This window comes from Paenibacillus sp. FSL R7-0345 (assembly GCF_038595055.1).
Taxonomy (GTDB): Bacteria; Bacillota; Bacilli; order Paenibacillales; family Paenibacillaceae; genus Paenibacillus_AQ.
The window spans coordinates 293,015-316,241 of record NZ_CP152002.1 but is presented as its reverse complement, the minus strand read 5'-3'; the positions used below and the strand labels follow the sequence as shown (position 1 = coordinate 316,241).

At 55.8% G+C, this 23,227-nt stretch carries 13 protein-coding genes; 4 read left to right on the top strand and 9 right to left on the bottom strand.

The window, feature by feature from the left end; translation table 11 throughout:
• Positions 1–225: 225 nt before the first annotated feature.
• From NST84_RS01355 to NST84_RS01345, 3 genes are all read left to right on the top strand, one after another.
• Complete coding sequence (locus NST84_RS01355) at positions 226–1,854, top strand: SWIM zinc finger family protein (RefSeq protein WP_342566317.1); 1,629 nt, start codon at positions 226–228, stop codon at positions 1,852–1,854.
• Complete coding sequence (locus tag NST84_RS01350; RefSeq protein WP_342563887.1) at positions 1,851–4,844, top strand: DEAD/DEAH box helicase; 2,994 nt, start codon at positions 1,851–1,853, stop codon at positions 4,842–4,844. Before NST84_RS01355 ends, NST84_RS01350 begins: the two co-directional genes overlap by 4 nt.
• 504 nt (positions 4,845–5,348) lie before the next feature.
• Positions 5,349–5,822, top strand: coding sequence for a hypothetical protein (locus NST84_RS01345; protein ID WP_342563886.1), 474 nt, complete (start codon positions 5,349–5,351; stop codon positions 5,820–5,822).
• Between the two features lie 41 nt (positions 5,823–5,863).
• On the opposite strand, the gene NST84_RS01340 is transcribed toward NST84_RS01345, so the two are convergent.
• Positions 5,864–6,658, bottom strand: coding sequence for a hypothetical protein (locus tag NST84_RS01340; RefSeq protein WP_342563885.1), 795 nt, complete (start codon positions 6,656–6,658; stop codon positions 5,864–5,866).
• Positions 6,659–7,274: 616 nt separating this feature from the next.
• On the opposite strand from NST84_RS01340, the gene hflX reads away from it, so the two are divergent.
• The gene (gene hflX, locus NST84_RS01335; RefSeq protein ID WP_342563884.1) at positions 7,275–8,543 is read left to right on the top strand and encodes a GTPase HflX; all 1,269 of its coding nucleotides are present in this window, start codon (positions 7,275–7,277) and stop codon (positions 8,541–8,543) included.
• A gap of 65 nt (positions 8,544–8,608) precedes the next feature.
• On the opposite strand, the gene NST84_RS01330 is transcribed toward hflX, so the two are convergent.
• The 8 genes from NST84_RS01330 to NST84_RS01295 form a co-directional block, all read right to left on the bottom strand.
• Positions 8,609–10,336 (bottom strand): hypothetical protein, encoded by a 1,728-nt coding sequence (locus NST84_RS01330; RefSeq protein ID WP_342563883.1) that lies wholly within the window; start codon positions 10,334–10,336, stop codon positions 8,609–8,611.
• Complete coding sequence (locus NST84_RS01325; RefSeq protein WP_342563882.1) at positions 10,329–11,432, bottom strand: glycoside hydrolase family 88 protein; 1,104 nt, start codon at positions 11,430–11,432, stop codon at positions 10,329–10,331. The genes NST84_RS01330 and NST84_RS01325 overlap by 8 nt, the downstream gene beginning before the upstream one ends.
• Entirely contained in the window at positions 11,419–13,149 is a 1,731-nt protein-coding gene (locus tag NST84_RS01320) for a glycoside hydrolase family 3 N-terminal domain-containing protein (protein ID WP_342563881.1), read from the bottom strand. Before NST84_RS01320 ends, NST84_RS01325 begins: the two co-directional genes overlap by 14 nt.
• A 50-nt stretch (positions 13,150–13,199) precedes the next feature.
• Entirely contained in the window at positions 13,200–16,721 is a 3,522-nt protein-coding gene (locus NST84_RS01315) for a carbohydrate-binding domain-containing protein (RefSeq protein ID WP_342563880.1), read from the bottom strand.
• Positions 16,722–16,858: 137 nt separating this feature from the next.
• Positions 16,859–18,394 carry an ABC transporter substrate-binding protein gene (locus NST84_RS01310; protein WP_342563879.1) on the bottom strand — a complete coding sequence of 512 codons (1,536 nt, stop codon included), beginning with the start codon at positions 18,392–18,394 and terminating at the stop codon, positions 16,859–16,861.
• 55 nt (positions 18,395–18,449) lie between these two features.
• A complete protein-coding gene (locus NST84_RS01305; RefSeq protein WP_342563878.1) occupies positions 18,450–19,343 on the bottom strand; it encodes a carbohydrate ABC transporter permease in 894 nt (297 codons plus the stop codon).
• 29 nt (positions 19,344–19,372) lie between these two features.
• On the bottom strand, positions 19,373–20,359 hold the full coding sequence (locus NST84_RS01300; protein ID WP_342563877.1) for an ABC transporter permease subunit: 987 nt from the start codon (positions 20,357–20,359) through the stop codon (positions 19,373–19,375).
• A 239-nt stretch (positions 20,360–20,598) separates the two neighbouring features.
• A complete protein-coding gene (locus NST84_RS01295) occupies positions 20,599–22,929 on the bottom strand; it encodes a collagen-like protein (RefSeq protein ID WP_342563876.1) in 2,331 nt (776 codons plus the stop codon).
• Positions 22,930–23,227 lie beyond the last annotated feature (298 nt).

Genomic DNA, 23,227 nt, shown 5'->3' with positions numbered 1-23,227 from the left:
TTTTATTATTGAAAAATACACATATCGGCACTCTGTAAAAGGTACGTGAAAGATAACAGGCAACTCTCGCATAGATGGTATAATGGGGGAACGCTAAGCTGGCAGAAACGGCTACGACGTCCTAAAGAGGCTGCACACGTTTCTGAGAGAAAGACAAAGAACAGCGAGAAGCAGATTTTTTCTTATTTTGAACAACACATTTTCACTTACAGGAGACCGATTGTGATGCAGCCAAATTATGCCCTGGATGAGGCCGAATGGGAAAAGCTCATTTCGGATGCGGCCCATTATTTCGATGATTTGACCCTGAAACGGGGATTTCAATATTTTAAACAGAACCGCGTTCAGACGTTCTCGATCAGTGAGCCCCGGAAGATGAGGGCACTGGTTGAGGGCAGAGAAGCATACCATGTCTATATCAGTCTCGATCATTTCTCGGGCAGCTATTGTGATTGCCCGGTAGACGGACCCTGCAAGCATATGGCTGCAGTGCTTATGCACTTTGCACATGCTCAAGGACGGTCTGTAGCACTCCTTGCCAATGCCAAGGCTACAGCAAGCCGTCCCAAGGCCGGCGTGGCTGATCCGGCAGATAAGGGGAGCCGCAGCGCCCTGATGAAGAAGCTCAGCGGGCTGATTCCCGGGGCAACCGTAGCCCAGTGGCACGAGTATATGCAGCTGCTTGCAGGCCCGCTGGATCACACGGTGCGCAACCCCCAGTATGTCAGCCGGATATGGACTGCCATTGGTGAAGCCCGGCCGCCGCTCTCCCCCGCTGCGGGGAGACTGTTCAAGCTGCATGCCCATCTGTTTATTCTGGACAAATTGCTGCAGCCTGCACTGGCCGGAGCGGGCAGCACCGGTCTGGGCTATTCGCTAGGCTATTATACAGCCATTGCCGTTTCCGAGCTGCAGACAGACATCACCGGGCTGATGCAGCAGCCGCTGCCGCTTGAGGCAGAGCCGGGAGAATGGCCGCGGGTGCTCGATACCGTATCTTATGTGCGCCGGCAAATGCTGGCTGAAGGGCGGGAACGTTCGCGGGAGCAGCCTTATTTTTCAGCCTGCTATAATCTCTTGTGGACACGCTGGCTGGTTCCTAATGCTGACGGCACAGCCCTGTACTCGGATGAGCTGGAGGCACTGCGCAAGGCAGAAGGGGAGCTGGAAACCCCGCACTCCCGGCAGGCGCTGCTGCTGGCAGAAGCCCGGATGTATTTCCTGCTGGGCGATGACCGGGCAGCGTGGGAGCTGCTCCGCAAGGCCTCCGAGCGGCCCGGCATTCACCCCGACGAGCTGCTGGCCTTCCTCGCCCCGCTAAGCGAAGCCGGGCACTGGTCACGGCTCGCTGCCTGGCTTGCCGAAGTGGGCCCGCTGCTGACCAGCCGGCTCTATAACCTGAGCGATTACGCCCGGCACTGGGCGGATGCAGTCCGGCATGTACCGGAGACGGAGCCGCTCATGTGGGATACCCTGTCCAGCATGCTGCCCCTCTCACGGGAAATCTATGAAGAACTGCTGCTGCAATACGAAAAGTACCAGGACTGGATGGATTACCAGCTTGCCTCCGGCAAGACTCCTGCCGACTTCCGCGTCAGCGATCTCCAGCCGCTGGAGAAAAATGCGCCGGAGCTGCTCCTGCCTTTCTATCACCAGGCCGTGGAGCGGTTTGTCCTGGAGAAGAACCGGCACAGCTACAAATCTGCCGTCAAGCTGATCAAGCGGTTAGCGAAGCTGTATAAAAAACTGAAGCGCGACGAACGCTGGGAGGCGTATCTGGAAGCCTTCACCTCCCGGAACAGCAGGCTGCGCGCCCTGCAGGAAGAGCTGCGGAAAGGAAAACTGATCCCATGAGCAAGCCTATCTACAATATAACTGTCCAGCTCGCTTTGACGCGGTACGGCGATGCCCTGATTTATGCCGTTGACGGCCGGAACGAATATGTTCCCGGTGTCCAGCTGAAGCAGACGCTGTTCGCCTGGCATGAGGAATCCTTCTATGGAACCGAGCTAACCCTGCAGAATGCAGACGGGGTGGATCTGGTCGTGCTGCCTGCCGAGCAGGTTATCCCCTTCTTCGCTGAGCTGCAGCTGCTGAAGCATGTGGACTGGAGCTGGCAGGGCGATGCTGCCCTGCTGACTGAGCTGGCTCCCGCCGTTTCCGGGCTGCTGGCGGAGAAGCAGTACGTACCCGACTTCGCCGCTTACCGCGAGGGCCAGCTCCAGTGGCACTGGGAAGGGCACGCTCTCGAACAGCTGGCCGAAGGAAATGACGGACTGGCCGCAGCGCTGCACGGGCTGGCCGGACGGCCTGCCCTGGCGGCAGGCCTAGGCGCGGCTTTCTCCGCGGCGGTCTTCCAGCGCTATTACGGCACGGAGACCGAAGCCGGCGACCTGCGCAGCGAATTTCCGCTGCTGTTCAGTGCAGACGGCGCGGCCGCCCTCGGCCAGGACGAGGAGAGCTGGCTGATGTCGATCGGCTGGAAGGCCGACACCGCGCCGTTCCGGCCGGCGCTGCAGCTGCTCGAGCCGGATGAGGCGTCGCCTTACTGGCGGCTCCGGCTGCTGCTGCAGGACAAGCGCGATGAATCCGCGCTTGTTCCGCTGCGGCTCACCACTGACGGTGAGCCGCACGGCGAGTGGCCCGCTCCGTGGGACGCCCACGTCCGCGAGCGGGCGCCCGGATGGCTCTCGCGGCTGCGCGAGAGCCTGCCCGGCGGGCACATCGGCCACGGGGACGATGTGCTGGGGGAACCGCTCAGCGACGAGCTCGCGTGGCGGTTCCTGAACCAGGACAGCCGGCTGCTGCTGGAAGCCGGCTGGCAGGTGCTGCTGCCGGCGTGGTGGGAGGCCGCCAGCCGCCGGAAGCCGCGCCTGCGCGCCAGAGTCAGCTCCGGCGAGGGCAGCGGCGGCGGCAGGTCGCTGTTCGGGCTGGATGCGCTGGTCGACTTCGACTGGCGCATCTCGATCGGCGACGCCGACCTCTCGGAGGCGGAGTTCGCCGAGCTGGTCGCACGCGGCGAGCGGCTCGTGCAGTTCCGGGGCAAGTGGATTCCGCTTGACCCCGCCCTGCTGGCCCAGATTCAGCGGGCCATGGCCGGGATGGACAAGTCGCGCGGCTTGTCCTTCCAGGATGTTTTGCAGCTGCACCTGCTGGGCAGCGGCGAAGAGGATGGCGGTGCGGAAGCCGCAGCGGAGGAGGCCGAACAGCAGGCAGCCCGCGTCCGGCTCGAGGTGGAGCTGAACGAGCAGCTGGTTCAGCTGATCGGCCAGCTCGGCCAGCGTGCCGACTGGCCGCGGCCGGCTGTGCCGGCGGCGCTGCAGGCAGAGCTGCGCAGCTACCAGCACGAGGGCTTCGCCTGGCTGGCCTTCCTCCGCCGCTTCGGCCTCGGCGCTGTCCTGGCCGACGACATGGGCCTCGGCAAAACCGTGCAGCTGATCTCCTATCTGCTGCACATGAAAGAGGCCGGCCCGGATGACGGCGGGCCGCAGACCGATCCGCCGGGCTGGCCGGCTCTGATCATCTGCCCGACCTCGGTGCTCGGCAACTGGCAGAAAGAGCTGCAACGCTTCGCCCCTTCCCTGAACGTCATGCTGCATTACGGCGGCAGACGGCTGAACGCCGGATATTTCTACGGCGCGGCCTCGCAGGCCGATGTGGTTCTGACCTCGTATGCTACGGCTGCACTGGATCAGGAGCTGCTCCAGCAGTTTACCTGGGCGGCCGTCTGTCTCGATGAGGCGCAGAATATCAAGAATGCCGGGACCAAGCAGTCTGCTGCGGTGCGCAGCTTCCCGGCGCTGCACCGGATTGCCCTGACGGGTACGCCGATTGAGAACCGGCTGTCCGAGCTGTGGTCGATCTACGATTTCATTACACCGGGCTACCTCGGCAGCGCCAAGTCCTTTCAGAACCGGTTCGCGAATGCGATAGAAAAGGAGCGGAATCCCGAGCGGACAGCCGATCTCCAGAAGCTGGTGAAGCCGTTCATGCTGCGCCGCAAAAAGAAAGACCCGAGTATCCTGCTGGATCTGCCGGACAAAAACGAAATGAAAACCTATGTCAATCTCACAGCAGAGCAGGCGGCGCTATATGACCAGAACGTAACCGGTCTGCTGGAGAAAATGAACAAGCTGGAAGGAATTGAGCGCAAAGGTGCCATTCTTGCTGCACTGACCAGCCTCAAGCAGCTCTGCGATCATCCGGTGCTGCTGACAAAGGAAGCCCTCCCGGAGGCAGGGGAAGGTCTTCTGGATTCAGCTTCCCTGATCGAGCGCTCATCCAAGCTGGAACGGCTGCTGGCGATGGTACGGGAGCTGCGTGAAGAGAATGAGCGCTGCCTGATTTTCACCCAGTATGTCGGCATGGGCCAGATGCTCCAGTCCGTGCTTCAGCAGGAGCTCAAGGAGCCGGTGCTCTATTTGAACGGCAGTACCTCCAAGCAGGCCCGCGACCGTATGATTGACCAGTTTCAGACCCCGGCTCCGCCGGAGGGCGGACCGTCCGGGCCGGATCAGCCGAATGTATTCATTCTCTCGCTCAAAGCAGGCGGCGTAGGCCTTAACCTGACGGCAGCCAATCATGTGTTCCACTTCGACCGCTGGTGGAATCCGGCCGTAGAGAACCAGGCGACGGACCGGGCTTACCGGATGGGTCAGACCAAGGACGTGCAGGTGCATAAATTCATCTCCCTCGGCACACTGGAGGAGCGCATCGACGAGATGCTGGAGAGCAAGCAGCAGCTCAGCGACGATGTCATCTCCGGCTCCGAGAACTGGATTACCGAGCTTAACAATGATGCGCTGAAGGATCTGTTCACGCTCCGGCGGGAATGGGTAGGCTGATTTTATTACATTGCAGGACTTGCGAAACTGCTGCGGATGTATAAAAGATTCCTTTTGCATAAGCTGTCTTGCTTTTGTTTTGTCCCGCTCCGTGACACTCCGTCACACTAAACCGGAATAGTTGTAGTTTGTACACTTAAAAATGGCTATCTGTCGTGCCTGGGATATATAAATGTATTTTGTGCAATTAAATCTGTCTGAAATGACTGAAACAGCCCTTTTCCGGCTTTTTAAGTGTACGAAATACAGTTATACGTGCATTAGAGAGAAAAAACCGGTGTTTTAGTTGTATAAAGTGCAGTTAAGCCAGAGGGTTGATAATGAATCAGCTGCGCACGTAACAGCATAAGTCCGATTATTTTAGAAAAAGACGGTCCACGACGGACCGTCTTTTTCATTTCCAAAGTGTATAATACTGGTAATAACGCTAAATCTTTTCCCGGGAAATGAGGAACTGAAATGCGCCTGGCCAACTGTATACTAACTGTGTTTATGGCTGTATGATTGCTGACAATCACAGCCTGCTCACGGCAGGAAGGTACGCCCTTTAACAACAGTGTAAATGAAGCGGTACATGCCGCTAATACTTACAAGAAAGCGGAGCTTGAAGCTACTCTTCCGGCTAATCAGAAAGAAATTACATTACAGAAGCAGGCAAAAACGAAAGAAATCCGCAGCCTCACCACCACAGCCTTTTTCGACACTCTGGCTAACAACCAGGACTATTCCCAGGCCCCCGAAATCGCTTTTTTAAAGCAGCATAGGCTCCAGATCACCTACATCAGCTACAGTAAAGTAAATACCGCTGAAACATCGATTGAGCTCTCCTATAACGGTACGCTCCGCTTTGGAGAAGCTGCCGCAGATAAGCTGGCTCTGAAAGGTACGATAATTCTCCTAAACGATCAGGGAATCTGGAAAGTAGACAGTGATAACTACAATTCTGAAGATATATCCGGATTACTGGATTTGGATTAGCCTCCTTGAAGCTGTTCCGTGCACGGGTAAGCCTGCCTTTCTCACCACTGCTCCGACATTCTAAACGTTGCCGCTACGTTGTCTTCACCGGCAAGTGAGCTGATGACAAGTGTTATCGGCTCTTCCTGCAGATCGTAGAGCAGTAGCTGGCTCAGCAGGCTTACAGAAATATTCTGGTATGCTCCGGCAATCCCCGACCCGAGACCCTGTGTAATGACCCTTCCGCCCGTTATTGAGGTACATGTATAATTAACCTGCAGCGCGGTTTCAGTGACGGGAATGGGCGTTGTCGGTGTAGGAAAGTTCACAAAGCTTCCATTGAGCGTTCCGCCGGCCATTATTTTATATCGGACCGGTGTTGAGGCCAGAATGTCCAGGCTGTCTGCCCTGAGCTCAGCAGCCGCTGCTTCGGGAATCGTTATGGTACCGCTTCTGCGGAAGCTGATGGCCGCGAAATCACCGGAGGTTATAGCGATATCATTGCGGAATTCCGAGGTAATCCGGCTGATTTCAATTGGCCGCAGCTTTACAGGGTGGTAAATCCCTGCGCTGTCAATCAGGAAGATCTGTACCTGCAAATTCTCCTGTGAATAGACTGCATTGAATTGAAAGTAATGCTGGGTGATATTATAGGTCCTGGTAATCACTTCCCGGTAGTCCAGCTGGAACAGCTCTTGGGCAAACAGCGTTTCCGGGCTCGCATCATTGTTCAGGCCTGTCAGATACACTACGGCTCTGGCTGTTCCGTTATTCACCACTTTGACCACAGCCTGGCTTACAGGACCCAGGCCTGATGTAGAACTGTTCGTTAATGTATTTGATGTTAATACTGGCAATTCCCCTCCTCCTCTCCAAGTAACCTCAGATTCTATATAATATGCAGACAAGTTTAGAAGTTTCTGGATTCAACATATCATCGTAACCCGTTTGCCAAAAAATAACGGATATGCTAAGCTTAATTCAACTTTTAGGAACGGAGGGTTGCAAATGAATGTGATAGATTTTATCCGGATTCGTACTTTGCGCGGCTAATCAGATATGAATAGCGCTAAAGTTCTGCCCATGTGCAGAGGTCTCAGGATAGGTCTATCCATTTTTAAAGGCAGCCCACAGCTTAACCCAGGCGTGCAGGAGTTTATCATCCGCCGTCTTCGCCTTTAGAAATTGCATTTCTATAGCAGATTGATCACCCTTACTGTAACGGGAGGAATAGACCGTCTATTCTCCTTCACAGGTAACCGGTTGTTTCGTTCATTCTGCTGTGGAATGCGCAGCTGGTTGAATGCCGTGCTTCCATTTGCACGGCCTCCCGGCCTATTCTGAATTTCCTCTATTTCAAGCACAGGCAGATTACCGCCTGTGCTTTTCCATGTCCTTTTAGTCCGCTTCCGGCGCCCAGCCCCGCCCGCTTACAGCTTATTTTCACACAAATTTCAGGAGGTAGATGATTATATGGAAACCACACAGCAACAGGCAATAATCGTTGGTGTTCAGCTGCAAAATGATACAAACTTCGCCTATTCTATGGAGGAGCTGCGCAATCTCGCCGCTGCCTGCAATATTACCGTTATAGGGGAGCTAAGCCAAAAGGCCAGCCGGATCAACCCCTCCCACTATCTGGGCACAGGTAAAATCCAGGAGCTGGCTGCGATGGTGCAGGATGAGGACACCGTTATTATTTTTAACGATGAGCTGACCCCTTCTCAAATCCGTAACCTGGAATCCTCACTCGACCGCCAGGTCATTGACCGGACCATTCTGATCCTCAACATCTTCGCTGACCGGGCCAAAACGAAGGAAGCACAGCTCCAGGTCGAGGTTGCCCAGCTGCAGTATATGCTCCCCCGGCTGACCGGCATGCGCGAATCACTTGGCCGTCAAGGCGGCGGATCGGGCCTGAAGAACAGAGGTGCCGGCGAAACGAAGCTGGAGCTGGACCGCAGAAGAATTGAGGAGCGGATCACGGCACTGCAGGCTGAGCTGCAGGCTCAAGTTGAACGGCGTCAGGTCCAGCGGAGACAGCGTCACAAGAATGAAGTGCCGGTAGTCTGTCTGGTCGGTTATACGAATGCGGGCAAGTCCAGCCTGCTGAATGCTGTAGTTGAGACTTACCATCCGGGCTCCAATAAGCAGGTGTTTGCCAAAGATATGCTATTCGCTACGCTGGAGACCTCGGTACGCAGCATTAAGCTGCCTGACCACAAAACCTTCCTGCTAACCGACACCGTAGGCTTTGTCAGCCAGCTGCCCCATCATCTGGTCAAGGCATTCCGCTCCACTCTGGAGGAAGTAACCGAGGCTGATCTGCTGATCCATGTTGTGGATGCTTCAGACCCGCAGCATGAGCAGCATATGGCGGTTACCACCGAGACGCTGAAATCACTGGGTGCCGACGGAGTTCCTACAGTATACGCTTACAACAAAGCGGATCGGACTGACTTGGCCTATCCGGTTATCGAAGGTGACTCGATTACAATTTCCGCCAAACAGAGCAGCGGGATTACCGAGCTGACGGAGCTGATCCGTTCACATGTGTTTAACGATTATATTCAGTGTGAAATTCTCGTTCCGTTCGACCGCGGCAGCATTGTGTCCTATTTCAATGAACATGCCCATGTTCAGGAAGTAAGCTATGAAGAGCAGGGGACGAGGCTGGTGCTGGAGTGCAGAGCGGCTGACTATGAACGGTTCCGCGGTGATTTTACAGAGCTTTCACAATAAGTATCCTGCGTTAAAAAGGAGCGGCGTTCCAAGGGAGAACCTTGGGCGCTGCTCCTTTTCCATGTTCAGGAATTACCGTCCGCAGCCGGACCGGGACGCAGCCGCAGGGAGAAGCCCCCGCCGGATGCAGCGCCTCTGCTCACAGCCAGCCAGCCTTCACCGGCCGCCTCCATTCGCGGGCTGCGGCCCGCTCTGTCCTCACCTGCGATGAGCGAGAACACAAAAGCCGCCTGCCGCAGGCTGGCGAAATCAATAACCGTTCGCGGGCCTGAGTACAGAAGCATATCCAGATGCATGCTGTCCGCTGTCCGCTCTATCTGCCAGCGTAAGCTCCGTCCTGTCTCCGGCTGTCCGGCAAATACCGCAAGCCATGTCGTCAGGCAGAAGCCGGTTTCACCGATCCGGAATACAGCTCCTTCATCTGTAAGCCGGGCAGTGATGCCGTCCAGACAGCCGCCGATCTCCACGCGCAGCCGCAGGTCCTCAGCTTCAATGGCTCCGCTGATCCGGTCCAGATTGGGATGGGTATCCCCGCCGTCGGTCAGAAAATCAATCCCCAGCAGGAGATCCCCGCGATTCTGGCTGCTCTTCATCCGGGCCGAGCAGTAATCATAGCCGTCATGCAGGCAGCGCAGCCGGATATAGGCCGGAGCACCGTTATTGTTAACGTAAGCCAGCATCGGCCTTCTCTGATCCCACAACTCACTGCTTGTAAACGAACCGATGCTGAGCTGCGGTGTCATAAAGGTCACTGCCCATCTCCCGCTGCTGTCACCGGCGTTTCCTTCGTACAGCTGTTTCACCTCCCGGGTACCCGGTACAGTGAAGTTCTCCAGACAGGCGGCGGGACAATAAAAGCCGCTGCCGTACCATTCCTCCTCATAGGGGAGCTCATCCCATGGAAAAAACATCACTTCCCCCCTGGTCGCCATTTGCAGGAACGCCTTGCTCTGCCGGCTTAGCAGTGTCTGGTAGGAACGGGAATGGGGGCCGGACCACTGCCGGGTTCCCGGATGATAATAGCCGGCCACCGTCTTCCAGGTCAGCTGGATCAGCTCCTCACACAGCTCCTTCACGGTACTGTCCTCCGATTCGCTGCGCAGCTTCGACAGCTCCAGAATGGCAATGTACGTATAGACCGGACTGTTAAATTCCTGAAAAGCCCCCCGCTCCATCGTGTAGGCATACAGCTTCCTCAGCCGCTTTAGCCCGTATTCCGCATAATCCTCCCGGCCAAGCTGCTCACCGGCAATCCGGGTGACAAAAGCACCCAGAATTGCAATATTGGTGTAATCCGGGCCTACATTCCGCTTGATGATTGCCTCGCAGGCATAATCCACCGCAAGGATCACCGCCTCCCGCAGCTCCTCCGGGAAGCGGTATCCGTGACGTGCCAAAGCCTGTATCAGCCGGCTGCCGCAAAAATCGGCCCAGTTCCAGTCTGGCGGCGCCATTCTGGCAAGCGGCTCCTCGTAGAACCAGGACCAGATACCGAAGGTATTTAGGCTCCGGTCGGTCTCCTGCAGCGAAATCACCTGCCGGATAATATCAAAAGCCCGCTGCTCCCATTCCTTCAGCTCCGTATCAAGCAGCCCCAGCGCATATGACAGCGAATCCCGCGTGGAATGGATAAACTCCGCCTGCTTCAAGCTAGTATGGTAACCCGGACTGCTGAACGGCGAGCGCAGCATGGCAAGCTCCGGATTATAGCGGTCTTCCAGACTCTGCAGTTTGCGGATCAGCATCTCACGCTGATCCATTCCTTCCCCGGCATAACCTGCTGCTTTATTCAAGCTTATCTCCCTGCCTTTCTTTGGGTGGGGTATCCCCGGTTGCCATGCCCGGAAGGGCCAGCGTCTGGGCCAGCAGCTGCATCACCAGCCCCTGGCCGTACAGCGTGGGATAGACGGCGATTCCGCCATAGTCTTCCACCGACGGCATCACCGGGGTACCGCCTGATACGCCCTGCACCTCACCGTCATTCGTGATGAGCGGAAGAATACCGGCAAGCGCCTGCTCCGCACTGGCAAGATATGAAGCGTCCAGCAGCCCGCTGCTTACTCCCCGGATGAAGCCGCAGGCTATGCCCGCACTGCCCGAGGTCTCCTTGTAATAATCCGGCCTGTTCAGTACCGTATGCCACAATCCGTCCTCCGCCTGGCAGGCACGCAGGGCTGCGGCAAGCTGGTTATACCGGATGTGAAGCTCGTCAGGAATGCCGGTGATTCCCTTGATCTCTGCTGCAATCTGCGGAACGGCGAGCGTAATCCAGGCGTTGGCACGCGCCCAGCGAACAGCGGACATATGGCAACCTTCCCGGCAATTCCAGCCGTGGAACAGCAGCCCTGTCTGCCCGTCCTGGAGCAGGCGCAGATGCAGCAGTGTCTGTTCCAGCGCCGCCTCGGCCATTCTTCTCTCTCCGTTCAGTCCCGCCAGCCGTGCCAGGAACAGCACTGCCATATAAACCGTATCCGCCCATACCTGCTCCGGGAAATCAGCCGCTTCAGTCACGGTATGCTCCAGTGCCCCCTCCCGGGTTCTGGGGGCAGTCTTCAGCATCCAGCCGGCAATTTCCTCTGCCTTAAGCAGGAACCAGCTGTCCTGTGTCCGCCGGTATAGCCCGGGAAATACCGCATAGGGGGCCATGGAGTTGATCACCCTGATTTCCCCGGCCTGCCGCCTGTTCCGCTCCACCCACTCCTGCACATAATGGACCGCCTTGTCCTCTCCCGCAGCCAGGCCGTAATCTAGAATTGAGATCACGCCAACTCCCGGCACCCAGTCCCAGTGGCTGATGTCCATCCCCCAATTGCCGGCATGCCGTTCAGCTGTCATATACTCAAACACCTGCTCCAATTGCGACTCCAGCAAAAGCTTAGTGTGGAACATGCCTCCGCACCTCCTGATACAGATCATTCTCCTCAGGATCAGCCTCAACAGGAGAATGTCCCTGAAAAAGAGCTTCACCAAACAAGGCCTTGACCGTGAACTCCACCGTATCCTCGTGAAGCGAATACGCATTGACGAGTGTATCCAGAAACGGCATATCCTTCAGCAGAAAAGGTGTGGCAAAAGAAATGCCGATCGGGCTGATTGTCTCCGCATGCTGCAGCGCCCAGATTGCTTTGGCTGCCTCCCCTACCGGACGGGCTGAATTCATCATGCCGTGCAGCGGCATGAAATACGGCACGAAGGCAGCATCCCAGCGGATTCCGGACTGTTCCCATTTCTGCAGCGTATTCAGCGGCTCGAATTCATCCAGAATATCGACCTGCAGCCCCCGTGATTTCAGCAGCTCCACGAACAGCCCCATCCGCTCAAAAACCCTTCCCTGTGTTACTTTGTTCAGCATGATCACCAGCACCTTGCGGGTCTTCTCCGGATTCAGCGGCAGCAGGCCCGCCCGGTTGCGGACAAGGGTGATGCATTTCGCGGCAAGCTGTCTGCTCAGCTCTCTGGCGCGGAGGTTCAGGTCTGGCAATAATTGATCCATCAGCAGCGGGGCGGCATGGGGATCACGGCCTTGCTCATCCATATGCTGCAGCCCAAGCTCCGCCTTCATCTCCAGAATCCGCCGTACGCTGGAGTCGAGCCTTTCCATCGATACCGTACCCCGGGAGAGTGCCAGCTCCATTGTGTCAAAATACCGCACCCCCGGCCACAGCAGCACATCGGTACCGCAGTTGAAGCAGTCTGCAATCCGCTGCTCATAATCTCCCCAGGCCAAGAAGCCCCCCATATCCAGCGCGTCGGACAGCACCACGCCACCGAAGCCCATCCGCCCGCGCAGCAGACCGGCAGTAATACGCTGCGATACGGTTGCCGGAACCGGCTTACCGCCCTTTACCGCCGTCCCTTCCAACCAATGAAGGGCAATATGTCCTGTCATATACGACATAAGCCCTTGATCAATCAAATGCTGCGAGATCTTGCCATAGGCAGACCACCATTCCTCCTCCGGCAGGCTATTAATGGTGGTAATGATATGCTGGTCCCGGTAATCCACCCCGTCTCCCGGAAAATGCTTGGCACAGGCGGCGATTCCATGATCCTGCATCCCCTGCACCACTGCGGAGGACAGACGCAGTACCCGACCCGGATCGTCGCCCAGACAGCGGGTCGTAATCACCGGATTCATCCAGTTCAGCAGCAGATCGGTCCCCGGCGCCAGCGCCCAGGTGAACCCGGCCGCACGGCCCTCAATCGCCGTATATTTACCGTACTCGTAAGCCAGAGCCTCATCATCGGCTGCAGCGAGCGCAAGCAGCGGGGGGAATGCCGTTAAGCTTTTGACCGCCGAGCCTGCACCGAATTCCAGATCACCCGAAAACAGCAGCGGATATTTACTGATCCTTTGCAGCAGCTCTACCCATTCCCGGTATTCTCCGGCCTTGCCCGCTGCCTTCTGAATCACCTCTCCGCCGATAAAGAAGCTTCCCACCGGATATTTCTCCAGGTATGCTCTGACCTCTTCCTCATCTGTGGCCTTGAACGGCAGCCTTCCGGCATGATCCTGCATCGTCTGCCCGATTTTTTCCCGCACGCTCATGGATTGTAAGGTCCGCTCCACCCAAGCCTGCGCATCCTTCGTTAACGGCCTCCGCATGATTACAATTCCTCCCGGTAATTTCAAAATTCTATAAAGGTACTCACCCGTCACGGCAGGCTGATATGCAATATACCGGACAATTTATTGTTCTCCTTATTCATTTCCCCATATCGCCAGATATCATTGACAAAGAATTGGACTGTGAAGTCTCCGGTCGCCGGAACGGTCCAGCGCGGGGTTCCCTGGGCACTGCTGTTTGCAGTCAGTGTAATTTCTTCCCCCGGCTGGATAACGCTGTTGTTCGTATCCGTCCAGGAGACGACCCCGCCATTGACCGAGAACGCACCGCCCGTAATCTGCCCTAGACCGGTAGAGGGGTTAAGCGGGGTCGGGCGTACACCGATATTTTTAACCTTGGCCCAGAAGATTAAGGAGTCTCCCAGCTGCGGCACCGTATGGCTTGAAGGCGAGCCGTCGCTGTTCACGATATTCCAGCCGATGCCGGTAACAGTCAGGTCCGGGCCCGGCACGGGCAGTGTGGCTTCATAGCCCTCGAACTGGAAGCTGCTGACCATGACCTTCCCCTCTGCCGCAATCACCTCAATCCGGTGCAGCCCGTAATCCAGCCCGGTTAGCTCGTAGACAGCTTTGTTGTCGCCTTCAAGTCCGGCCTGCGGAATCACCACGGTTGTCTTCAGCTGGCCGTCCACATAGACCTCCGCGCTGCCCATATCGCTCTTAATATCCGATCTCCAGCGGACGCCGATGCCGTTAAAATTCAGCACCGCCGAGGCATCCGGCGAGTAAGTTACATGAGACACGCCGTTCGGAGCCGGCTCAAATCCGCTATAGTCGATATAAGCATTGTCATGCGCTACCGTATACCAGGCGGATACCGGAACAAAAGCCCCTTCCTCCAGCCTGAAATAGTCAAGATTAGCCCCGTTGCCGCCTGAAGTAAAGGTAATGGTGTTATAGCCCGGCTGAAGCGTAATTGCATACTGTCTGGCGGTGAAATTAGCCGTCCAGCTGCCTGTTGTCGGCAGCGTAACGGTAGACAGCTTCTGTCCGTTGACAAAAATATTTTTCTTCGATTCCTGATTGGAAGCGTATGCAATAGTTAGGGTATAGCTGCCGCCTGAAGCCGAATAGAAGCCCTGGATCGAGATTGGACCGGCATGGGTCTGCTCTACAACCTTTTTACCGGAAGCACTGTTGTTATTGCCTGTTTTTAATGGCAGGGCAAATGCAGCAGCCTCTGCTTCAAATTTCGTAGCGTCCCCTGCCACGTGCGGTGTGACCGGCATAGCCGGAGTCGCCGCGGACACGGCAGTCGTCAGGGCAGACATATTGCCGGAATCATCTACTGCCTGCACCGTATAGCTGTATGCCGTCTGTGGAGCAACGCTGTAATCATCGAAAAAGGTGATCCGTCCAGGTATAGTCATCAACGGCTCGGTTCCTCCGCTGCGGAACACCCGGTAGCCCGCCACCGTGTCATTATCGGTCGCAGCGTTCCAGCTCACTCTGATCTGCTCATGGCTTACCGCCGCCGCCGCAGCGCCGGTTGGAGCTGCAGGAGCGGTCGTCTCCAGTTCATCCAGGAGGTACTGCACGGTTTCGCCGGCCCCCAGACTCACGCTTAGCGTAATATCCGGCGTTGCTGTAAGCTGCACGGTGGAATGTGCGGCAGCATAGCTGTTGCCGGCCCCGAATATTTCTCCGGTATAGGCTCCGCTGTCCGGCATGGTTACCTTCACCTGCATCGTCAGCGGCTCCTTCTCAAAGTTCACGAAGTTCAGCAGAATTTTATCCGCCGAGGCTCCAATGGTTGAGGTGCCGAGTCCCGAGGTGTCGACTGCGCGGAAGTAGGCTTTTTTGCCGGTCAGGGCAGTATCATTCACCACTTCGTAGCGGAGCGGGCTTCCGTGCGTCGCGTACGCTGCAGCCAGTCTGCGGAAGGTCTTCAGCCGGGTCTCCCCTCCCTCATTCGGATTTGCAGCCACGGCCACAGTATCCTCAGCCCGGTGGGTGCTCCAGTTAATGCCGGAGTCGAACAGCCCGAATTCAGTACCATCATTGAAGAAGGCCGCATGCTGCATAATATGGTCCGCATAGCCGATATCGCCGCGCATCTCCCGGTCAAAAGCCGAGGCAAACCTGTAGGCATACGTGCCATATTTAGTATTGTCGGAATGATTGTCATTGGCACCGGTCTCGCTCATCGCCATTTCCTTGCCGAACCCTTCATCCGATTCATTGTAGACACGCAGATTCTCATACAGGCTGGCACCCGGCAGCGGCTGCACGCCCGTGCCGCCGTAGCTGTGACCGTTGGTCAGATCAGACAACTCTTCAATCTCCCGGCGCTGCTCCGCATCCCGTTCCCAGCCGTCCGGGGTCCCGTTGTAAGGCCAATACGCCCAGCCCGGGGCAACGATCTTAAGGTACGGCTGGCTGTTAGTCTGCCGCTCCTCATCCATCAGCCCGTGGGTAGCCACCACGGCCTGCTGCGCCCAGCCGAACAGCCCCGGCTCATTGCCCGTCTCGGCATATTGATACAAATCGCCGAACTTGGTCACAAATGCAGCGTAATAGCTGCGCAGTGCCGCCGGTATTGTGCCGGCGGCCAGCTCTGTATTGCTCTTCCAGTTACCGCCGACGATATTCAGCATCGGCTCCAGATTGAGATCACGCAGCGTCGCCAGGTAATTACGCCCCTGCGGGTCCCAGCCGCTGCTGGTATCCGACCAGAAAGAAGCCCGCATCCAGTTGCCGCTGTAGGCGATGCCCATCCACTTGGTCATCGGGGCCAGATGACGGATTGCGTTCTCGTCGTATTTGAAAGTGGCGGCGGCCAGCGTACTGCCCAAATGAATGTACCGGCCATGAATGGGTTCAGCAGCCGGCGCATTAAGAGCATCCAGCCTGAAATAATCCCATTCAAACCATAAATACTGATCCCCGTTATAACCGGGAGCCTGCGGGTCTGCGTAAAGGCCGCGGTCGACAGCCAGTGTTAGCACATTCTCACCCGTCTGCAGCTGTTCCTTGGGGATATAGAGCTTATAGGTCTGCTTCCAGGTAATTACCAGAGCTGTTTCACCATTATTGATACCGGTAATTTGAATCAGTCCGCTCATTAGTCCATTAGAAAAGACAGCAAGCTGAGGAATGGCCGTGCTTGCATCAATTACCTTCAAGCTGAATTGGATTCCGTATTCAGGGATCTCCGCCAGCTGATACGTAAGCCGCATCGTGCCGTTGGCGTCAGCCTTCATGCCCTTTGAAATGGTGTTCCATATTGCGGGGGATACGGGGAGAGTAAGATTTTCACTGTATACGTTTTCATAAACATTGCTGTAGACGTTGTTATACACGGTAAACTCCGCAGAGCTGTTATCCTGGTCTCCAACCTGCCACAATAAGGTTGCCGGCGGCTCATAGGTGGCGGCACTTACCGAAGCCAGGCCTGAAACCAGCCCTTCCGGCTTAGCCGTCTGCTGTATATCCAGTGCAGCTGCAGTGAAGGGTGAAGCCGCTTTTACATCCGGTCCGCCCGGCGTTATAAACATCGTCCATACTAACAACAGGATCAGCAGTTTAGCTGTACCTTTTTGAATTCGCACATTAAACACCCTCTTCTATAAAGTAAGATTAGGGCACCCCAAATGCTGGCTCGGCGAATATGAATACCCGGTAACCGGACAAGCGGCTGAATGGGGCGATGCTTGCCGGTAACCGGGTCTGCTACTGCTTCAATACCTTATTTGGCGGCCAGAAATGCATCCATTTGCGTCTGAAGCTCATTAATCACTGCATCCAGTCCGGCTGCTTTCAGCTTGCTGTTCATTTCCTTCAGGATCGGCTCCGGATCTTTTTCCCCGGAATACAAAGTATTCTTATACTGCTTGGTAATATTGATCAGCGCCCCGATCTGAGACTGCACCTTCGTGGAATCAAAGACGAATCCGATCACCGGCGAAATGGTGGAGTTGGCGTTCCAGTCTTTGTACAGCTGCACCCGTTTCGGATCTTCATCCTTATTCAGATAGTTAAGCAGCACATTCCCGATCATCCAGGACGAGACGGAATTATAACCGCTGTCGGGAATGAACTCAACAGTGCCCGCATCCAGCTTCTTATAGTGCTTGCCTTCGATACCGAAGGTGAGCAGGTTATACAGCACAGGATCAGTGTGAATCAGGTTGATGAACATCATCGCCCGCTCCGGATTCTTCGAGGTTCTGGAGATCGCCAGCATCGAGCCCTGCAGGCTCTTGGTCCCTACTTGTACCGGCAGCAGCGTTTTGATAATCATCGGCTTCTCGGCGAGACGCGTCCAGTCGTTGGTGGAAGTCGGGTTCATATTCCCGTAGACGAACCAGGCCTTGCCGCTTTTTACAGCGTCCTTCAGCTCTGTCTTGTCAGTGGCCCCGTTCTTATTGATATAGCCGGCTTCATACCATTTGCGGATCAGCTTGAGCCGTTCCAGAATCTCCGGAGTATCGTATTCGTTGAACACCTTCATCGTCTTGTAATTCAGCAGGGTCGGAATTTCATTGCTTCCATCGAGGTCCTCGCTCTCCGGATAGGCTGTGAACCAGTGCAGGCTGTCTGTATGGTTCATGAACAGCGGCGAGATGCCCGGCTCTTTCTCCTTAATAACCTTCAGCATCGGTTCAATATCTTCCAGCTTCGTAATGCTGTTCACATCAAAGCCGTATTTGTCGACGATTGCCTGATCAAAGGCAAAACCGACGGACTGGCCGAGCTCTTTTTCCGTTGGAACCGCATACAAATGTCCGTTTACGGTTGCAGCCTGCAGATAGGCGGGGTTAATCTGTGCCTTGGTTTCTTTGGCGTATTGATCGATCAGCTCCTCTAGCGGCGCATACGCACCCTTCGCGGCATTAGTCATGAAGTTCCACGTATAGACCATGTCGAACACTTCGCCCGACTGGATCATCAGATTGACTTTGTCGGCCGGTTTATCCCAGCTCAGCTGATTGATTTTGATGGTGGCGTTGATTTTATCCTTTAAATAAGCGTTGATCTCCTGTTCCACGGAGGCTACATCCTTATCCGGCCCGCCGGGTAAATACAGGGACAGCTCCACCGGTTCCAGCTCATTTGTTTTTTCGGTGGCGGTAACGGTGGCGGCCGGCGCGGCAGTGCCGGCTTCAGTCGTCTCAGGGACTGCAGTCCCGGTATTGCTGGTATTGCCTCCGCACCCGCTTAATGCCAAGCCGGCCATCAGAACAAGCGATAGCATCAGACCCGTGCCTTTTTTAATTACCATAACTCTCTTCCTCCCTCTTACTCGAAAAATATATGCTATTCGGTGTCAGCCGAGGTTAGCCTTTAATAGAGCCGAGCGTTAAGCCTTTGATAAAATAACGCTGGAAGAACGGATATGCCAGCACAATCGGGCCGATCCCGATCAGGGCCATCGCCATGCGGATGGTTTCGCCCGGCAGTTTAGCCAGCTCAGTGGCCGAGCCCTGGATCAGAGCGCCGTTGCGGCTCAGATAGTCCGCCTGGGAGATCATTTTGTACATCAGATACTGCAGGGAGTAGAGGTCGGTATCGGTAATGAAGATCATGCTGTTGAACCAGTCGTTCCAGTAATGCAGCGTGTTAAACAGGCCAATTGTGGCAAAGACCGGCAGGGACAGCGGGAAAACAATCCGGAAAAAGGTCCTCAGCTCTCCGGCCCCGTCAATTTTGGAAGCCTCGATCAGTGCCGGCGGCACGGACATCTGGAAATAGGTTTTCATAATCAGCACATTGAAGGGGGACAGCAGCATCGGGACGATCAGCGCCCAGACTGAATTTTTGAGATCCAGCACCTGAGTGTACACCATGTACCAGGGCACCAGCCCCCCGCCGAACAGCATCGTAAAAAAGATCAGAAAAGCGAAAATGCCGCGGTATCTGAAGTCCGTCCGGGAAATCGGATATGCATACAGCGAAGAGATAAACACACTCAGCAGCGTACCGATCACGGTCACAAAAATGGACACCCCGTACGCTTTTACAATGACGCTATAGTCCTTGAAGATATAGGCATACGCCTCAAGGCTGAGCTTCTCCGGGAAAAATTGATACCCGTTCAGGACAATCGTATCGTAATCGGTAATGGAGATCATGAAGACCAGCACAATCGGCAGCAGACAGGTGATCGACAGAATAATAAAAATAAAATGGAGCAGCAGATTCGTAAATTTGGAGATTTCATTATTGGTCACAGCCTACCTCTCCTCCGGATCCTTCTTTTTTAGAATACAGCCTGGTCCTTGTCGACCTTGCGCACGATCCAGTTCGAGCCCAGCACCAGGAAAAATCCGACCAGCGACTGGTATAAACCCGCCGCTGCCGACATCCCCAGGTTGCCCATGTTGATCAGCGCGTTATAGACGTAGGTATCAATGACGAGTGTCGTCGGATACAGCGCCCCGGAGTTCAGCGTCGTCTGGTAGAACAGCCCGAAGTCGGAGCGGAAGATTCCGCCGATTGCCAGAATGGTCGTGATAATGATCACCGGGCGGATCAGCGGGACCGTGATATGCAGAATCTGCTTCCATTTGCCCGCGCCGTCAATCAGCGCAGCCTCATAATATTCGGAATCAATGCCGACAATGGCCGCCAAGTAAATCACACAACCATAGCCGACCCCTTTCCAGAGGTTGATCAGTGGCAGAATAAACGGCCAGTACTTCGGCTCCGAGTACCAGTTCAGCTCGCTCAGCCCGAACATTGCCAGTACACCTTTATTAATGAAACCGTATTCAACATTTAGGAAAGCGAACACGAGATAACTCACAACGACCATCGATAAAAAGTACGGGAAGAACATGACACTCTGATAAAACTTGGCCGCCAGCTTATTCCGCAGCTCATTCAAGGCAATCGCGATCGAAACCGCAATAACCAGATTGAGAATAATAAACACGAAGTTGTACAGCACCGTGTTCCGGGTAATGATCCACGCATCCGAGGTTGCGAACAGGAACCTGAAGTTATCCAGTCCGACCCACGGGCTGCCCAGAATCCCGTCCACGTAGTTGATGTTCTTGAAGGCAATAATAATTCCGAACATCGGCAGGTAATTGTTAATGAGCAAAAAGACAACGCCCGGCAGCAGCATGAGCAGCAGCACCTTATGCTTCAGCAGATGCTTCAATACGGTCCTTTTCTTTGCGGGGAGCCCAACCTGCGGACTCTGTACTGCGCTTAATGCACTCCTTTTCCCTTGAGTAACCATCACCTACGCCTCCTGATTCCATCATTCTCTCACCTCATGTCTTAAGTGTAGCCGGAGCGGCAGGTTTGCTAAATAAGGCCATCTATAATAAAAGTTCGATAATCTATACAGTTTTGCCTGAAGCGCTCTTTATGCCGGTTCGCATGTAAAAAGCCGCCCGCAGATCCTGATTGCGGGCGGCTCTATACAAGTGTTGCGTGACTCTGTTTCGCTTCCCCGGTCTCTGGTACAGAGACCCTTTAAGTCAATCTAACAGCAGACCATACAACCCCCGATGAAGTCCCGCCAAGATCAATTGGAATCGTCAAACCGTTGGCTACATAGAACAGTCCGATAACGTCGCCCGCGTTAAGCGAGAAATCTCCCGCCAGAGTGACAGTACCATTTCCTAAGATTGTTCTAAGTGTTAAGACAAGCGCCACGTTGACGTTCAGCAGCGGGAATAATCCGGTGACCAGATCCGTTGTAGTCGGGGCAGTTCTGCGAAGCACAAACGCCGGGTTGGTGCCCGCGCCCAATGAAATAGTAATCGCGGCTGTCGTTGAGTAGTTGATCGTTGCTTCAAAGGCATAGCGGCCGGTCGCCGGAATCGTGTAGTTCCCGGTAGTTTCATCAAATGTTGGACTGTCAAAATAAGGTGCCGCTACACTCCAGCCTGTAAGCTGGCTACTGGCAGCTACAGAGAAGGTAGAGAGGAATGCCGAGAACCCTTCGGTGGAGACGCCGGCTCCGGTAGCTCCTGTTACACCAGTAATACCAGTTGCCCCGGTTACGCCGGTAATACCGGTGGCTCCCGTTACGCCAGTTGCTCCGGTCACGCCTATACCTGTCGCGCCGGTAACACCGGTAACACCAGTTGCTCCCGTTACGCCAGTCGCTCCGGTCACGCCTACTCCGGTAGCTCCCGTTACCCCAGTTGCTCCGGTCACCCCTACGCCTGTCGCACCGGTAACCCCGGTTGCTCCGGTCACGCCTACGCCTGTCGCACCGGTAACCCCGGTTGCTCCGGTCACGCCCTCGCCGGTCGCACCAGTAACACCGGTAACACCTGTTGCTCCCGTTACCCCAGTCGCTCCCGTCACACCTACTCCGGTAGCTCCCGTAACGCCAGTTGCTCCCGTCACACCCGCGCCTGTCGCACCTGTTACCCCAGTCGCTCCCGTCACACCTACTCCGGTAGCTCCCGTTACACCAGTTGCTCCTGTCACGCCCGCGCCTGTCGCTCCCGTCACACCTACTCCGGTAGCTCCTGTTACCCCAGTCGCTCCCGTCACACCTACTCCGGTAGCTCCCGTTACCCCAGTTGCTCCCGTCACACCCGCGCCTGTCGCACCTGTTACCCCAGTCGCTCCAGTCACGCCTACTCCGGTAGCTCCCGTTACCCCAGTCGCTCCCGTCACACCCGCGCCTGTCGCACCTGTTACCCCAGTCGCTCCAGTCACGCCCACTCCGGTAGCTCCCGTTACCCCAGTCGCTCCCGTCACGCCTACTCCGGTAGCTCCCGTTACACCAGTCGCTCCCGTCACGCCTACTCCGGTAGCTCCCGTTACACCAGTTGCTCCTGTCACGCCCGCGCCTGTCGCACCGGTAACCCCAGTCGCTCCCGTCACACCTACTCCGGTAGCTCCCGTTACCCCAGTTGCTCCCGTCACACCCGCGCCTGTCGCACCTGTTACCCCAGTCGCTCCAGTCACGCCCACTCCGGTAGCTCCCGTTACACCAGTCGCTCCCGTCACGCCCGCACCTGTCGCACCCGTAACCCCAGTCGCTCCCGTCACACCTACTCCGGTAGCTCCCGTTACCCCAGTCGCTCCCGTCACACCTACTCCGGTAGCTCCCGTTACCCCAGTTGCTCCAGTCACGCCCGCGCCTGTCGCACCTGTAACCCCAGTCGCTCCCGTTACGCCGGTAGCTCCCGTTACACCAGTTGCTCCCGTCACGCCCGCGCCTGTCGCACCTGTAACCCCAGTCGCTCCCGTCACACCTACTCCGGTAGCTCCCGTTACCCCAGTTGCTCCCGTCACACCTGCGCCTGTCGCACCTGTAACCCCAGTCGCTCCCGTCACGCCTACTCCGGTAGCTCCCGTTACACCAGTCGCTCCCGTCACGCCTACTCCGGTAGCTCCCGTAACACCAGTTGCTCCGGTCACACCTACACCGGTAGCTCCCGTCACACCAGTCGCTCCAGTCACTCCGGTTATACCGGTTACTGCTCCCAGCAGCTCTGCAGATACGAGCCGGTGTGCTGTTACCAGCTGGCCCGTGCTGCTCTTACCCCATAACGAGATTTGAACCGGCTCCTCCTGTGGAGGCTGGGCAGGTGTGTTGAATACAAATTCAAATGCATCCAGATCCGCAAAATAACTAAGGGTAACAACTTGATTCGCATCGATATTGATTGCTTCACTGACATACAGCACTCTTGCGCCGCCGCTCATGTAGTACCCCTGAACGGATACTGTGGATGCCGAGACAGAACTGCGGTTATCCATTCTAATCGTAACCTGCTGGGTCGGTCTCACCCCGCCGACCGGATTGTTCTCGACAGGCCCTGTTGAAAATAAGCTCATTACTCCACCACTTTCTCAATAAATTTTGGCTGCTTCCTCTATTCTGTGCACAGCAATATAATGGCACCGGGCATTCTGTCCGGGAGGCATACTCCCGTGAAGTCCCTGCCTTTTTCCGTCTCTCAGTTGTACACCACTATCAAGAGCCCGTTACTCTATGGCTTGGACAACTCAATCTAGCAGCATGCTGAGTGATTTATATACTAATATTCCGGCTGAGCTTTTTGGTGTGGACTTAAGGGCCGGACTCATTATAAATGGGGCTGGCTAACCAGCATAAAGAGACGGTTAGAAAACC